The following is a 14,844-nucleotide window of genomic DNA, read 5'->3' as shown; positions in this document are numbered from 1 at the left end:
CATGACGGTCTTAGCGCTCTCCCCGATCAGGCTGGCCTTCGCGGCGTCCGCGGGCTTGCTGCTCTTCTGCCTGCCGGCGTCCACGCAAACGGCCGACGCCGTCCGCCAGGTCGGGCCTCAGCCGGTCGTGGCGGCGCCCGCCAGTGAAGGCTCCGCCGACGAGATCCAGCGCTTCTGCGGCAACATCGCCGACGCGGCGCGCGACCGCCGCTATGCGCTCCAGGCGAAAGAGCTGGAGCAGCTGCAGGCCGAGATCGACGAACGCATGAAGGCGCTCGACGCCAAGCGCGTCGAGTATGAGACCTGGATGAAGAAGCGCGAGGCGTTTCTCGCCCAGGCGCAGGACGGGCTGGTCAAGATCTATGGCGGCATGAAGCCTGACGCCGCCGCCGAACGCCTGGCGGAGCTCAAGCCGGACCTCGCCGCCGGCATCCTGATCAAGCTCGACACGCGCAAGGCGAGCGTCATCCTCAACGAGATGAAGAGCAAGGAAGCGGCGGTCCTGACCACGATAATGGCCAGCGTCGTCAGACGGGAAGACCCAACATGATCCGCCGCACGCTTCCCTTGCTGTTCCTCGCCGCGCTCTACGGCTGCGCCACGCCCGTCAACGAGATCGGCAGGCCGCCGGCGCTGTCGCCGGTCGGCAGCGGCATCGACGACACCACCGGCTCGATCTCGCAATATCCGGATGCGCCGTCAGCGGCTCCCGGACGCTTCTCGCTTTGGAACGATCGCCAGAGCCGCCTGTTCACCGATCCGCGCGCTCTGAGGCCGGGCGACATCCTGACCGTGGAGATCTCGATCGACGATCGCGCCCGCTTCAAGAACGAATCCGAGCGCAACCGCTCCACCAGCCGCGATCTCGGCTTTGGCCTGGGCTTCGAGTGGGAGGGCGCCAAGACCGAAGGCGCGGGCAACATCAACATCGACGCCAACACCGAGGCGTCTGGCGCAGGCACGACCGAACGCTCCGAACGGCTCGAGCTTTCCGTCGCAGCGGTCGTCACCCAGGTCTTCCCGAACGGCAACATGATGATCCAGGGTTCCCAGGAGGTCCGCGTCAACGCCGAGCTGCGCATCCTGACCATTGGAGGCATCGTGCGGCCTTCCGACATCGGACCGAACAACACGATCCCCTACGAGCGCATCGCCGAGGCCCGCATCTCCTATGGGGGACGCGGCCGTCTGACCGAGGTTCAGCAGCCACCCTACGGCACGCAGATCCTCGACAACATTTCCCCGTTTTAGGCGCGGGCTCGGAGACCATGGCCGTGGCCGTAATCGATCAGGAACCCGCAGCGAAGAAGGGGCCGTCGCTGATCATCCAGCTTGCCGTGCTGCTGGCGATGACCGGCGTCGCCATCGGCGGAGGATGGTTCGCTGGAGGCTACATGCGCGGCAGCCAGCCTTCGATGCCGAGCAAGACTGAAAGCCCTGTTGGTGCGGAACCTGGCCATGACGCGGGGGCGGCCGGCGCCAATGAGGCCGCGGGGGACCGCGCCGCACCGGCTCAACTGACGATCGTTCCGCTCGCCCCCATCACCACCAATCTTGCTCAGCCCGCCGACACCTGGGTTCGCATGGAGCTTTCGCTTGTCTTCGACAACGCTCCGGAGGATCCGGGCCTCGCCGATGCCATCCACCAGGACCTGATCACCTACGTGCGCACGCTGAAACTGCATCAGATCGAGGGAGCCAGCGGCTTCCTCCACCTGCGCACGGACCTGGAGGAGCGGGCCCGATTGCGCAGCCAGGGCACGGTGAAGCGCGTTCTCATCCGCACCTTCCTGCTCGAATGAAAAAGCTCGTCCTCACCTTCGCATTGCTGCTGGCAGGCAGCAGCGCCACGTTCGCCCAGCAGATCGACCTCGGCGGCATCGCCCAGGCCGACGGGACGACGGTAGGCTACATCATCCAGATGTTCGGCCTGTTGACCATCCTGTCGGTAGCGCCGGGGCTGCTCATCATGACGACGAGCTTCACGCGCTTCATCATCGCGTTCTCGATCCTGCGCGCCGGCATCGGATTGCAGACGACGCCCGCCAATCTTGTGCTAATCAGCCTCTCGCTGTTCATGACCTTCTACGTGATGGCGCCGACGTTCGACCAGGCGTGGACCAACGGCGTGCGTCCCCTGATGGACAACCAGATCACGCAGGCGGAGGCGGTCGACCGCATCTCCAGCCCGTTCCGCGACTTCATGGTGAAGAACGTCCGCGAGAAGGACTTCAACCTCTTTGCCGACCTGGCGCGGGAACGCGGCCAGACCGTCTCGACGGTATCGGTCGACCTGCGCATCCTCGTCCCCGCCTTCATGATCTCCGAAATTCGACGCGGCTTCGAGATCGGCTTCCTGATCGTGCTTCCCTTCCTCGTCATCGACCTCATCGTGTCCACCATCACCATGGCGATGGGCATGATGATGTTGCCGCCGACCGTGGTATCGCTGCCGTTCAAGATCTTGTTCTTCGTGCTGATCGACGGCTGGAACCTCCTGGTGGGCAGCCTCGTTCGATCATTCACCTGAGTTCTTCTAGCGTCTGATATCGCACGAGAATCCGCTGGCTCGCCCGCGCTGTTAACCTCGCGCTAACCAATCGCCTTATGCGTTTGGTAGAATCTCCATGCCATGATGGTTTGTAGATGACGGGTTGATCGCGACCATCGCAGATCATGGGCATGATGCCGCGCCGTCATACCGGACAGTCCGGTATGTCAAAGTAAACGCGCGTATCGGGTAGGTGTCCCATGGCGAGTATCATGACCAACGCTTCGGCGTTGACGGCTCTTCAGAGTCTGAATTCAACCAACAAGAACCTTGAAACCACGCAATCCCGCATCTCGACGGGCTTCCGCGTCGCGGAAGCGGCTGACAACGCCGCGTACTGGTCGATTGCGACCACCATGCGTTCCGACAACAAGGCGCTCGGCACCGTGCAGGATGCGCTGGGCCTCGGCGCGTCGAAGGTCGACACTGCCTACACGGGCATGCACAAGGCGATCGAAACCGTCAACGAGATCAAGGTGAAGTTGGTTGCCGCGACCGGCGCCACCGACGCCGACAAGGCCAAGATCCAGACCGAGATCAAGGCTCTTCAGAGCCAGATGAAGGCCTATTCTGACGCCGCGACCTTCTCCGGCACCAACATGCTGTCGGTGAAGAGCGCTGCCGCGGCCACCGCGGCTGCCGACGTCAAGATCGTGTCCGCCTTCAACCGTTCGGCGGCGGGCGATGCTTCGATCACGACGATCGACGTCAAGGTCGACGACATCAAGCTCTACGAGACCGGCGGCGCCGCCGCGATCAAGAAGGGCATCCTGAACTCCGAACGTGCGGTGGACGCGGCGGGTGTCGTCTCCACGCCAGCCGCAGCCAATGCAGTGACGCTCGGCACCTTCGATCAGGCCGACACCTTCCAGGTGGACACCATGGCCCTCACGAACGGCACGCTCTTCGCGACCGACGCTCAGATCGGCCAGATGCTGGCCGTCGTCGAAAGCGCCCTCAAGGACATGAACACCGCGGCCACCAACCTCGGCGCCGCCAAAAACCGCATCGACCTGCAGAAGACTTTTACGCAGAGCCTGATGGACTCGATCGACCGCGGCGTCGGTCAGCTCGTCGACGCCGACATGAACAAGGAATCGACCCGCCTCCAGGCGCTGCAGGTTCAGCAGCAGCTCGGCATCCAGGCGCTGTCGATCGCCAACGGCAACGCGCAGGGCATCCTGTCGCTCTTCCGTTAACGGTTCACCGCCCCATCGGGCGGGGGGCCTATGGGGCAGTCGGGGCCGCGTTCCGCAAGGAGCGCGGCCCTTGTCATTCCGCCGCCGGCCGTCCTTCCCTTAGAAGTTTAATGATCCGGTTCAGAATCCCTTTACGGTGTCCGCCGTTAACCACTGCGCTTACTCGCTTGGTAGGATTCTCTGCGTTAGGACTTCGGCGGATGACGGGTTGATCGCCGCCAAGCGAGATCATGGGCATGATGCCGCGCCGTCATACCGGACGATCCGGTATGTCCATATGAAGCGCGTACAGGGTAGGTAATACCATGGCCAGTATCATGACCAACGCCTCGGCGTTGACGGCTCTGCAGAGCCTGAATTCGACCAACAAGAACCTTGAAACCACGCAGGCCCGCATCTCGACGGGCTTCCGCGTCGCGGAAGCCTCCGACAACGCCGCTTACTGGTCGATCGCGACCACCATGCGCTCCGACAATAAGGCGCTGGGCACCGTTCAGGACGCGCTCGGCCTCGGCGCATCGAAGGTCGACACCGCCTATACCGGCATGAACAAGGCGATTGAGACCGTCAACGAGATCAAGGTGAAGCTGGTGGCCGCCACCGGCGCGACCGACGCCGACAAGGCGAAGATCGACACCGAGATCAAGGCGCTCCAGGCGCAGGCGAAGGCCTATGCCGAGGCCGCCTCCTTCTCCGGCACCAACATGCTGTCAGTCTCGAATGCCAGCGGCGCGGCTGCCGACGTGAAGGTCGTGTCCGCGTTCAACCGCGACGCCTCCGGCAGCGCATCGATCTCGACGATCGACGTCAAGGTCGAGGACATCAAGCTGTATGACGGCGGCGCCGCACCGACCAAGAAGGGCATCCTCGACGCCGACCGCGTCGGCGCCACCGGCGCTGTCACGGGCACCGCGCAGAGCCCCACTGCGGGCGACGACCCCGCCGCGGGCGACACCTACTCGGTCGCGTCGCTGTCGGTCGCAGGGCACAGCGATGGCCAGATCGGCGAGATGCTGATGGTCGTGGAGAGCGCGCTGAAGGAGATGAACACGGCGGCCACCAATCTCGGCGCCGCCAAGAACCGCATCGACCTGCAGAAGACCTTCACGCAGAGCCTGATGGACTCGATCGACCGCGGCATCGGCCAGCTCGTCGACGCCGACATGAACAAGGAATCGACCCGCTTGCAGGCGCTGCAGGTCCAGCAGCAGCTCGGCATCCAGGCGCTGTCGATCGCCAACGGTAACGCACAGGGCATCCTGTCGCTCTTCCGTTAACGCAGCACCGCCCATCGGGCGGAGGCCATCTGGCGCAATCGAGGCCGCGTTCCGCAAGGAGCGCGGTCTTTGCCTGTCGTGTCGCCGCAGGCAACTCTCCGATCCCGCGATCGGCATTCTTTACCGTCTGTTCAGCTTACCCGCCGTTAACCATCCCGCTTACTCGTTTGGTAGGACTCTCTACGCTAGGACAGTGGCGGATGACGGATTGATCGCCGCCAAGCGAGATCATGGGCATGATGCCGCACCGTCACACCGGTTGGCCCGGTATGTGTATGTAAAGACACGCAAAAAGGTCGCTTACCATGGCCAGCATCATGACCAACGCTTCGGCGTTGACGGCTCTTCAGAGCCTGAATTCGACCAACAAGAACCTCGAGACAACGCAGTCCCGCATTTCGACGGGCTACCGCGTCTCGGAAGCCGCCGACAACGCCGCCTACTGGTCGATCGCAACCACCATGCGCTCCGACAACAAGGCGCTGTCCACCGTGCAGGACGCACTCGGCCTCGGCGCTTCCAAGCTCGACACCGCCTACACGGGCATGAACAAGGCGATCGAGACCGTCAACGAGATCAAGGTGAAGCTGGTTGCCGCGACCGGCGCCACCGATGCCGACAAGGCCAAGATCCAGACTGAGATCGCGGCACTGCAGGCGCAGATGAAGGCGTATGCGGACGCAGCGACGTTCTCGGGCACCAACATGCTTTCGGTGACGTCCACCAGGGATGCTGCCGGCGCCGCCGCCGCCGCCGACACCGGCGTCCAGCAGGACGTCAAGATCGTCTCGGCATTCAACCGCACGTCCGCTGGCGCCGCCTCGATCACCACGATCGACATCAAGGTCGAGGACATCAAGCTGTTCGATTCAGGAACTGCCGCCAACCTCAAGAATGGCGGCATCCTCAGCCGCGAGACGGCCATCTACAGCAGTGCCGTCGCGCAGTCGGCTTATGAAACGACCTTCGCCACGCAGGTTGCAGGCGGCGCGACGGATACAGCGGCGAAGACGGCGGCAGGGACCGCCGCTGTGGCCGCAGATGCCGGTGCGACGGTCGCCGTGACCAAGTCGGTCCACAATCTCGACATCACGGGCGCCACGGATGGCGTTATCGGCGCGATGCTGGCCAAGGTCGACTCCGCCCTCAAGGAGATGAACACAGCCGCCACCAACCTGGGCGCCGCCAAGAACCGCGTCGACCTGCAGAAGACGTTCACGCAGAGCCTGATGGACTCGATCGACCGCGGCATCGGCCAACTCGTCGACGCCGACATGAACAAGGAATCGACCCGTCTCCAGGCGCTGCAGGTTCAGCAGCAGCTCGGCATCCAGGCGCTGTCGATCGCCAACGGCAACGCCCAGGGCATCCTGTCGCTCTTCCGATAAGCCGGTTCGCCGCCCTTTCGGGCGGCAGGCCAGTGGCGCAAGTCGAGGCCGCGCTCCGCAAGGAGCGCGGTCTTTGCACGTCTGAAATCCTCGCAACCTTCAATTGCCTTAAGCAGCCATTAACCACGATGCCGTAGGTATGGTTAACCATTCGCCTATGGCAGGTCGACCGAATCGCCGGCCGGAATGAGTCCGCCAGGTGGAACGGTGGGGACCGCAAGGTCCTGGCGCCATGACAATGAAGGGGTGAGTACTTTGACCAGCATCATGACGAACGCCTCGGCGATGACCGCGTTGCAGAGCCTGAGTGCCACCAACCGGTCGCTCGAGACCACCCAGGGCCGCATCTCGACCGGTTTCAGGGTTTCGGAAGCGGCGGACAACGCCGCCTATTGGTCGATCGCGACAACCATGCGCTCCGACAACAAGGCGCTGTCCACAGTCCAGGACGCACTCGGCCTCGGCGCCTCCAAGGTGGACACCGCCTACACTGCGATGAACAGGGCGGTTGAGATCGCCAACGAGATCAAGGTGAAGATCGTCGCCGCCGTCGGGCAGAGCGAAGACAACAAATCCAAGATCCAGACCGAGATCGAGACGCTGAAGACCCAGCTCAAGTCCTATGCCGACGGCGCCACCTTCTCCGGCACCAACTGGCTGGCCGTTAACTCCACGGTGGCCAACGGCCACGCGGCTGCAGGCACGCACAACGACGCGCAGATCATTTCGTCCTTCAACCGCGACAACGACGGCAACGTGGTCCTGACCACGATCAAGATCGGAGTCCAGGACGTCAAGCTCTTCGACGCCGCCGCCACGACGAACGAGACCAAGGGCATTCTCGAGGGCATCCGCGACACGACGACGGGCGCGCGGACCGACGGTCACACCCAGGCCGTGGCCGGCACCGTCGCCGCCACGACCGGTTATTCGATCGCGACGCTCGACGTCGTCGGCTTTTCCGACCAGCAGATCCAACAGATGCTGGTCGTCGTCGACAAGACCTTGGCAGAAATGACCGACGCGGCGACCAAGCTCGGCGCCGCCAAGAAGAGTGTCGACCTACAGAAGACGTTCGTCTCCCAGCTCATGGACTCGATCGACCGCGGCGTCGGCCAGCTTGTCGACGCAGACATGAGCAAGGAATCGACCCGTCTGCAGGCACTGCAGGTGCAGCAGCAGCTCGGCATCCAGGCGCTTTCCATCGCCAACGGCAACGCCCAGAACATTCTCGCGCTCTTCAAGGGCTGAGGACGAAGCTCCTTCGTCAAGCTTCTGATTTCCGGGCCGTCTCTGACGGCCCGATTTCATTTTCGCACAAGCTTCGCTGACTAGACTCGCGGCCGGACATTCTCGCGGGAGCACCAGTTTCGTGCCGGAGCAACTGAAAACACTGATCACGAACCTGCAGGGCATCGGGCCCCGACGCCTCGCCATCATGGGCGGCGTTGCTGCGCTGGTGCTTGCCGTCGTCATCGTCGGATCGCTCTGGCTGAACCGGCCGGCCTACGAGACGCTTTATGTGGGGCTTGAGCGCCAGGACGTGAACCAGATCGGAATGGTGCTGGGTGAGGCCGGCATCGAGTTCGACGTCGCGTCCGACGGCACCACGGTCATGGTCGCGGCCGGCAAGACGTCCAAGGCCCGCATGCTGCTCGCCGAGAAGGGCCTGCCCACCAGCGCCAATGCCGGCTACGAACTCTTCGACAATGTCGGCTCGCTCGGCCTCACCTCGTTCATGCAGGAGATCACCCGCGTTCGCGCCCTCGAAGGGGAGATCGCCCGCACCATCCAGACGATCGCCGGCATCCGCGCCGCCCGCGTCCACCTGGTCATGCCCGAGCGCGCCAGCTTCCGCCGCGACCAGCAGCAGCCCTCGGCTTCCGTCGTCGTCCGCACCGCCGGCTTCAATGCCGACCGCAGCGCCAATGCGATCCGCCATCTGGTCGCCGCCGCCGTTCCCGGCCTCGACGCCGAGAAGGTGACCATCCTCGACTCCAACGGTACGCTCCTCGCCGCCGGCGACGACCCTCTCAACAACAGCGCCAACCGCAACTTCGTCTTCGAGCGTTCCGTCGAGATGGAGATCGAGGAGAACATCCGCCGCGCGCTCGCCCCTTATCTCGGCCCGGACAATTTCCGCGCCAGCGTCAAGGCGGAGGTCAACACCGACACCCGCCAGACCGAGGAGACGATCTTCGATCCGGAATCGCGCGTCGAACGCTCGGTACAGGTGGTCAGGGCGAACGAGAACGCCAGCCAGAAGTCGGCGGCCACGCCTGCGACCGTGGAGGAGAACCTTCCCGAGTCCGACAACCAGCCGACGGCCGGCCCGGAATCTTCCGAAGCGAGCGAGCGCAAGGAAGAGACCACCAACTACGAGATGAACACCAAGCGGATCGCCACGACGAGCAACGGCTACTCGCTGACCAAGATGTCTGTCGCCGTGGTCGTCAACCAGCAGCGCCTTGCAAATGTGCTTGGACCGAACGCGACGCCCGATCAGGTCGGCGAGCGCATCGCCGAGATCCAGAAAATGGTCGCCTCCGCAACCGGGTTCAACGAGGGTCGCGGCGATGTGATCAACGTCTCCGCCGTCGAATTCATCGACGGGCTGGATGGCGTGGAAATCGCCGAAGCAGGCATCATGGACCGCGTGGGCGAGCAGGCCGGGACGCTCATCAATGCGGCAGCCTTCATCGTCGTGGCGTTCCTGCTCGTCTGGTTCGGCCTGAAGCCGATGACCGCTGCCCTGGCGAAGCCTGCCGCGGCCGGTCCGAGCTTCGATGAGGTTCAACGCACGCTGCCAGGCCCGGACGGCGCGGCTGTCGCCAACGATCCCGGCATGGCCGCCCTCCCCGGTGTGGCTGGCGCAGCCGCCAACCCCCTCGAGGACCTTCGCCAGCGGCTGCGCCCTGCTCCGCAGGACCGGCTGGCGCGCATGGTCGACCTCAATGAGGAACGCACCGCCCAGATCCTGCGCAAGTGGGCGCGGCAAGAGGCGGCGTGATGGCCGCGCGAGCCCTCGTCGACCTCTTGCCCGACTTTGGCAGCAAGCCCGCGTCTGTCGCCGCGGCGGTGGTTCAGACCATGCGTGCCCCGCCGGAACCGACCGTAAAGCCCGAAATGGACGTCGCAAGCATCGTCGCGGCCGAGGTCGCCATTGTCGAGGCGCGCGTCCGCAGCGAGATGAGCGCAGCCTCCGAAGCCGCGCTGGAGGCCGCACGCGCGCATCACAGCAGCGAGCTGGCCGACCTGCGCGCGAGCCTGAGCGCGGCGGCCGGGGCCAGCATTGCCGCCGCGATGGAAACGGCCGAGGCGCGTCTTTCGACGCTGGCTTCCGGCGCCGTCGCGCGCATCCTGTCGTCATTCCTGGGCGATGACCTCGCCCGGCGCTCCGTGGAGCAGCTTGCGGCCAGGATTCGCGCCGCGCTCGCTGATCGCGAAGCCGTACGCCTGAAGGTGTCAGGCCCGCCGTCGCTCTTCGAAGCCCTCGGCGCCGCACTCGGCCCGCTCGCCGACCAGTGCGATTTCAGCGAGACGTCGGGCTTCGACCTCACTGTCGCGATCGACGATACGCTGTTTGAAACCAGGCTCGGCGAGTGGTCGGCCACAATTGGCGAGGCACTGCCTTGAGCACTGTCAGCGACGGCGGCCAGAAGCACGAGATCATCATCGTCCGCCACGCCCGTGGCGACCACGACGAGGGCCATCACGGCGGCGTATGGAAGATCGCCTTCGCGGATTTCATGACCGCGATGATGTGCTTCTTCCTCGTCATGTGGCTCATCAATGCTGCCAACGAGCAGACCAAGAGCGCCGTCGCCAGCTATTTCAACCCGGTCAAGCTGATCGACCGCAACTCCAGCACCAGGGGTCTCGAAGACATCGGCAACGGGCCCAATCCCCTCGGCGCCAGCGAGGACAAGGGCATGGATGCCGCCGGCCCCGCCGACAGCACCGGGCCCAACACCGACGGACGGACACAAAAGGACACCGCGCTGAGTACGGACTCCTCCGACACGCGCGCCGACGACAAGCTCTTCGCCGATCCCTACGCTGTCCTCGCCGAGATCGCGGCGAACACCGACATGCGCCAGAACATCAGCACCAAGGGGGAAGGCGGCACCGATGCCGCCGGACCCGCGAGCGGCGCAGACGGCGGGCAGTCCTATCGCGACCCGTTTGCCCCGGACTTCTGGTCACAGCAGGTCGAGATGGTTGAGAACACGGACGATAAGGCGCCGGAAATCGACACGCGCAACACGAAGGCCGAGCGCCGCAAGTCATCTGGATCGGACGAGGTAGGCCAATCGGATCAGGCGGGCAGGAAGCCTGACGGCCAGCCGAGCGCCGCCGACATCGCGCAGGCCAAGCAGATCGAGAAGGAACTGGCGGACGCGCTCGGCAAAGGAGCGATCGGAGATGGCATTTCGGTCGTTGCGACAGAGCGTGGGATCTCGATCTCCGTGACCGAGGAGCTCGATTTCGGCATGTTCGAGATTGGTTCGGCCGTGCCGCGCCCGGAACTGGTCCGCGCCATGGAGAAGATCGGCAAGGTGCTCTCTGGCCACAAGGGCGCGATCGTCGTCGACGGCCACACCGATGCACGGCCATTCCGTGACGACAAGTACGACAACTGGCGCCTGTCTACCGCCCGCGCCCATTCCGCCTACTACATGATTGCGCGGTCGGGTCTCGACGAGAACCGTATCGTCCAGGTTGCCGGCTTCGCAGACCGCAAGCTCAAAAACCCCTCCGATCCTATGGCGGCGCAAAACCGACGCATCGAGATCCTGCTGGAGACCGGTGGATGAGGGTCGCGGCGGCCTGGATCATCGCGCCGGTGATCGCCTTCCACGGCGGGATGGCAACTGCCGTCGCCCAGGAGCAGTCATCGCTGCAGCCGTACCAGATGGTACGCTCGTTGCAGTCGTTGCAGGACCGTATCGCGACTGGCGACCATGCGGCCTTGCCCATGCAGAACAAGCTGCTGCAGCTCATCGACGGACGGCTGCGCGCGGCGAGTGACGACGACTTCGGCGAGGCCCGCAATGTGCGCGCCGCTCTGATCTACGGCATGAGCGGCGGCAATCCGCTGACACTGGCGGCCGTCCTGAGGCGCACCCCGATCTCGCAGGAGGACAAGATCCTGGGCGCCGGCGTGCTGGCCTACCTCAACGGCAATCCCAACGGCGCGCAGAGCGCGCTTTCCGATGTCGATCCGAGCGCCATGCCGGCCGAGATCGGGGCGTTCTTCGCTCTGGTGAAGGGGGCGGTCAGCTCCGCCGCTGATCATGCAACCGCACTCAGGCACTTCGATACGGCGCGCCTCCTCGGCCCCGGGACGCTGGTGGAGGAAGCAGCCCTCCGGCGCTCGCTTGCGATCCACGCATCGCTTGGACAGGCCGACCGCTTCTTCCTCGCCGCCACCCAGTATGTGCACCGCTTCCTGCGCTCGCCCTACGCCAGCCAGTTCGCCGACTCCTTCGTGACCGGCATCCTCATCCTCCACGCCTCGCTGGACTACCAGGCGATCGACGACATCACCGCCATGATGGATGCGGATCAGCGCAAGGTGATCTATCTGCGCCTGGCGCGCCGCGCTGCGATCGAGGGCCTCGTCGAGCTGTCCGCCTTCGCCTCTGCGCGCGCCGACGGCGCGTCGGAACCGGGTCTGCGGGACCCACGCTCCCAGCTCTATTCCAGCCTGTCGACACTGACCTCCGAAAACATCGAAGACGTAGCCGCCAAGCTGAAGAGCATCGATCGCAAGAAGCTGGCCGACAGCGATATCCGGCTTCTCGAAGCGGCCGAATCCGTGGTCACCGAGGTCACCGCCCGGCCCAGCCTGAATGCTTCGTCCTTCATCGCGGAACCGGCCGCCGCGCCCGACGAGCGGAGGGCGGCGCCAGCCCCAGCACCCCAGGTCGACGCGGCGCAGACCTCGCCCGCAGCCGGTACTGACGTCGCGCCAACGGCCCCCGGGCCGGCCGCGGCCATGGTTACCGCGACGCGCGCCAAATTGAGTGAGATCGACAAGATGCTTGAAGGGGCAAAATGAACCCGCTCATGGTCCCAAAATTCATCGCGCCGTCGCAGCCGAAAAGCGTTTCCGCTCACGCCGGCACTCGCGGCGATGATGGCGCAAGCAGCTTCGACAGCGCGTTGCATTCGCATGGCGACCGGCGTGAAGCGCGCGGCCGCGGGATTGCCGCAACCGAACAGAACGAGCCGATGCGCAAGCTGGCCGCCCATCTGGCCAGTTCCGGCGAGAGGGAGCCTCCACCTCTCGCGGACGAGGCCACCGCGTCCGAACCTGAACCACGGACGGGGGACAAGCTGGGCGAGGCCGACGAATCCCAATCCGCGCGCCATACGGATGACGAAGATGCGGGCAGCATCGTCCTGCACGGCGCGGCAGAACTCGAAGCCGCTGCGCAGGTCAGAACGGCGCCGGATGATGCCCGCAACGCTCGGGCGGCGGACGCCCGTACTGGAAACTCCGTATCCAGCGGCGAGACGCAGGTGGCGCTTCGCCGGGAACGCGCTGGCGCGGAGACTGCCAAACAAGCCGCGGGGTCGTCGCGTGAAGCGGGCTCTGCGCACAATCAGATGCCGGCCGACCGCGGTCTGTCGTCGTCCGACACGCCACAAGCGAAGGATGCCCAGCCTCTCCGGGAGTCGACGCCGGCAGCGTCGCGCGCGACGGACGGCGCAGCCGTAGTCGGGCAACCGGTCGCAGTTCTGGAGGCAGATGCCGAGCCGGCGCCGAACGCGCGTGTTGCCGCCGGCATTGCAGCAATGCTCGGCGACAGCCGCACCGACGCTCGTCCGGAGCGCGATGCGGCCGCTCCGCACGCTGCGCGACCTGCCGATGCCCGATCTTCCGAACCGGCATCGGAGCCGGTGGTGAACTCACGGCAGCGGCCCGATATCGACCCGGCTGGCAACCTGAAGCCGGCACCTGCGGTCGAACGCATCGGCCCGTCCGAGGGATACAGTCCAGCTGTCCGTCCTGGCGGCGCTGTGCGCATGGACGTTTTCGGCGCAGCAGTGGCATTGACGCCGCAGCAGGCGGCCGAAGCGTTCGTCGCCCTTGGTGCGGGCGCGACGCGCCTATCCGCCGGGGGAGCGGGGCAAACAGGGGCAGCGAGCGAGTTGGAGAGCGCTTCTGCGACGCGCGAACCCCATGGTTCCGAGCCCACGACAATGGAAACGAAGCGGGTTCAAGCAACACAGCCCTCGCCAGACGAACAGGCTGACATCCGGTCGGGAACACAATCGCGTGATCGCGATGAGGCCCCTGCCCCATCCGGAGCCGCCGACCGCTCGGCCGCAAGGGCGGCAGAGCTTCCGCTCACGCCGATGCGCTCGGCCCCGACGGTCGCCAGCATCGTCGAGCCGTTCCTGGCGAGTTCCCCGGTTGCTCGCACCGGCGCTGCCAGCCTCCCCGAGGCCGAAACTGTCTCCTCTGCGCCACACAGCCTCAAGATCCAGCTCCGCCCCATCGAACTCGGCGTGGTGACAGCCACCCTTCGCATGGCCGGCGACACGCTTACGGTCGAGATGATGCCCGAGAATATCGAAGCCTATGAGCGGCTGAACCTCGACAGCGACGCCATCGTGAAGGCGCTGCGGGGCATCGGATTACAGGTCGACCAGGTGACGGTGCAGCAACCTCAGGTTGCAAATCCCAAGCCTGAGAATGGGTCACCGACGCCATCTTCCGGCGGTCAGCAGCAGCAATTTTCCGAAGCCGGAGGGTCGTCGGGGCACAGCTCCGAGGACCGGCGCGGATCATCTTCGAACGGAGGCACCCAGAATGGCGTCCAGGCTGGTCCGGCATCCTCGCCAGCTCATGAAGCTCGCTCTGGCAGCGGCCTGTTTATCTAGCGCGCCGGTTGCCGCCATGGCCGCCGCGAACCCCTGCGAACCCGAGATCGTTCGGGCATCGGAGCGCTACGGCATTCCGGCCGGCATCCTCTATGCGGTCGGTCTGACGGAGACCGGGAAGAAGGGGACTCTGCAGCCTAACGCCATGAACATACAAGGAAAATCACTCTTTCCGGAAAATCGCTCCGCCGCGCTTTCCGCCTTCGCGGAAGCGCGTGGGCAGGGCGCCAAGCTGATCGACGTCGGCTGCATGCAGATCAATGTGCACTATCATGGCGAACACTTCAGAAGTCTCTCCGACATGTTCGACCCACGCCAGAACGTCGACTATGCAGCACGCTTTCTCAAGCAGCTCAAAGAGCGCCACACGAGCTGGTCGATGGCCGTCGCGCGCTATCACGCAGGCCCCGACAACGACCCTGCCCAAAAGCGATACGTCTGCCGCGTCATCGCCAATATGGTGGCGACGGGCTTCGGCAAATGGACGGCCAACGCGCGGGAGTTCTGCAACCAGTAGGATAGCCTCGCGGTTG

General features: G+C 65.0%; 14 protein-coding genes. All 14 read left to right on the top strand.

Translation table 11 applies throughout. The features are described from left to right. Position 1 precedes the first annotated feature (1 nt). The 14 genes from PD284_RS09050 (at position 2) to PD284_RS08985 (ending at position 14,828) form a co-directional block, all read left to right on the top strand. On the top strand, positions 2-550 hold the full coding sequence (locus PD284_RS09050) for a MotE family protein (RefSeq protein WP_274627876.1): 549 nt from the start codon (positions 2-4) through the stop codon (positions 548-550). Beyond that, positions 547-1,251, top strand: coding sequence for a flagellar basal body L-ring protein FlgH (gene flgH / locus PD284_RS09045; protein ID WP_274627875.1), 705 nt, complete (start codon positions 547-549; stop codon positions 1,249-1,251). Before PD284_RS09050 ends, flgH begins: the two co-directional genes overlap by 4 nt. A 23-nt stretch (positions 1,252-1,274) precedes the next feature. Then, entirely contained in the window at positions 1,275-1,802 is a 528-nt protein-coding gene (locus PD284_RS09040; protein ID WP_274627874.1) for a flagellar basal body-associated FliL family protein, read from the top strand. Continuing rightward, positions 1,799-2,530, top strand: a complete 732-nt coding sequence (gene fliP / locus PD284_RS09035; protein ID WP_274627873.1) for a flagellar type III secretion system pore protein FliP — start codon at positions 1,799-1,801, stop codon at positions 2,528-2,530. Before PD284_RS09040 ends, fliP begins: the two co-directional genes overlap by 4 nt. A gap of 221 nt (positions 2,531-2,751) precedes the next feature. Beyond that, positions 2,752-3,750 carry a flagellin N-terminal helical domain-containing protein gene (locus PD284_RS09030; RefSeq protein ID WP_274627872.1) on the top strand — a complete coding sequence of 333 codons (999 nt, stop codon included), beginning with the start codon at positions 2,752-2,754 and terminating at the stop codon, positions 3,748-3,750. A 305-nt stretch (positions 3,751-4,055) separates the two neighbouring features. Further along, the gene (locus tag PD284_RS09025) at positions 4,056-5,027 is read left to right on the top strand and encodes a flagellin N-terminal helical domain-containing protein (protein ID WP_274627871.1); all 972 of its coding nucleotides are present in this window, start codon (positions 4,056-4,058) and stop codon (positions 5,025-5,027) included. Positions 5,028-5,332: 305 nt separating this feature from the next. Next, positions 5,333-6,415, top strand: coding sequence for a flagellin N-terminal helical domain-containing protein (locus tag PD284_RS09020; RefSeq protein ID WP_274627870.1), 1,083 nt, complete (start codon positions 5,333-5,335; stop codon positions 6,413-6,415). A 255-nt stretch (positions 6,416-6,670) separates the two neighbouring features. Beyond that, complete coding sequence (locus PD284_RS09015; RefSeq protein WP_274627869.1) at positions 6,671-7,666, top strand: flagellin N-terminal helical domain-containing protein; 996 nt, start codon at positions 6,671-6,673, stop codon at positions 7,664-7,666. Between the two features lie 121 nt (positions 7,667-7,787). Beyond that, positions 7,788-9,425, top strand: a complete 1,638-nt coding sequence (gene fliF / locus PD284_RS09010) for a flagellar basal-body MS-ring/collar protein FliF (RefSeq protein ID WP_274627868.1) — start codon at positions 7,788-7,790, stop codon at positions 9,423-9,425. After that, positions 9,425-10,051 carry a hypothetical protein gene (locus tag PD284_RS09005; protein WP_274627867.1) on the top strand — a complete coding sequence of 209 codons (627 nt, stop codon included), beginning with the start codon at positions 9,425-9,427 and terminating at the stop codon, positions 10,049-10,051. Before fliF ends, PD284_RS09005 begins: the two co-directional genes overlap by 1 nt. Further along, entirely contained in the window at positions 10,048-11,232 is a 1,185-nt protein-coding gene (locus tag PD284_RS09000; RefSeq protein WP_274627866.1) for a flagellar motor protein MotB, read from the top strand. Before PD284_RS09005 ends, PD284_RS09000 begins: the two co-directional genes overlap by 4 nt. Next, positions 11,229-12,479, top strand: coding sequence for a chemotaxis protein MotC (locus tag PD284_RS08995; protein WP_274627865.1), 1,251 nt, complete (start codon positions 11,229-11,231; stop codon positions 12,477-12,479). Before PD284_RS09000 ends, PD284_RS08995 begins: the two co-directional genes overlap by 4 nt. Then, entirely contained in the window at positions 12,476-14,311 is a 1,836-nt protein-coding gene (gene fliK, locus PD284_RS08990; RefSeq protein ID WP_274627864.1) for a flagellar hook-length control protein FliK, read from the top strand. Before PD284_RS08995 ends, fliK begins: the two co-directional genes overlap by 4 nt. Continuing rightward, complete coding sequence (locus PD284_RS08985) at positions 14,277-14,828, top strand: lytic transglycosylase domain-containing protein (protein ID WP_274630583.1); 552 nt, start codon at positions 14,277-14,279, stop codon at positions 14,826-14,828. Before fliK ends, PD284_RS08985 begins: the two co-directional genes overlap by 35 nt. The last annotated feature ends 16 nt before the right edge of the window (positions 14,829-14,844 follow it).

This window comes from Mesorhizobium shangrilense (genome assembly GCF_028826155.1).
In the GTDB taxonomy this organism is placed as follows: Bacteria; Pseudomonadota; Alphaproteobacteria; order Rhizobiales; family Rhizobiaceae; genus Arvimicrobium; species Arvimicrobium flavum.
Note: the sequence above shows the minus strand (reverse complement) of the source record. Positions and strands in the feature narration are given on the sequence as shown.

Bases quoted from the DNA above. Each gene is read 5' to 3' on its own strand.
- PD284_RS09050 (WP_274627876.1), top strand. From the start codon at position 2: ATGACGGTCTTAGCGCTCTCCCCGATCAGGCTGGCCTTCGCGGCGTCC.
- flgH (WP_274627875.1), top strand. From the start codon at position 547: ATGATCCGCCGCACGCTTCCCTTGCTGTTCCTCGCCGCGCTCTACGGC.
- fliP (WP_274627873.1), top strand. From the start codon at position 1,799: ATGAAAAAGCTCGTCCTCACCTTCGCATTGCTGCTGGCAGGCAGCAGC.
- PD284_RS09030 (WP_274627872.1), top strand. From the start codon at position 2,752: ATGGCGAGTATCATGACCAACGCTTCGGCGTTGACGGCTCTTCAGAGT.
- PD284_RS09025 (WP_274627871.1), top strand. From the start codon at position 4,056: ATGGCCAGTATCATGACCAACGCCTCGGCGTTGACGGCTCTGCAGAGC.
- PD284_RS09020 (WP_274627870.1), top strand. From the start codon at position 5,333: ATGGCCAGCATCATGACCAACGCTTCGGCGTTGACGGCTCTTCAGAGC.
- PD284_RS09005 (WP_274627867.1), top strand. From the start codon at position 9,425: ATGGCCGCGCGAGCCCTCGTCGACCTCTTGCCCGACTTTGGCAGCAAG.
- PD284_RS08995 (WP_274627865.1), top strand. From the start codon at position 11,229: ATGAGGGTCGCGGCGGCCTGGATCATCGCGCCGGTGATCGCCTTCCAC.
- fliK (WP_274627864.1), top strand. From the start codon at position 12,476: ATGAACCCGCTCATGGTCCCAAAATTCATCGCGCCGTCGCAGCCGAAA.
- PD284_RS08985 (WP_274630583.1), top strand. From the start codon at position 14,277: ATGAAGCTCGCTCTGGCAGCGGCCTGTTTATCTAGCGCGCCGGTTGCC.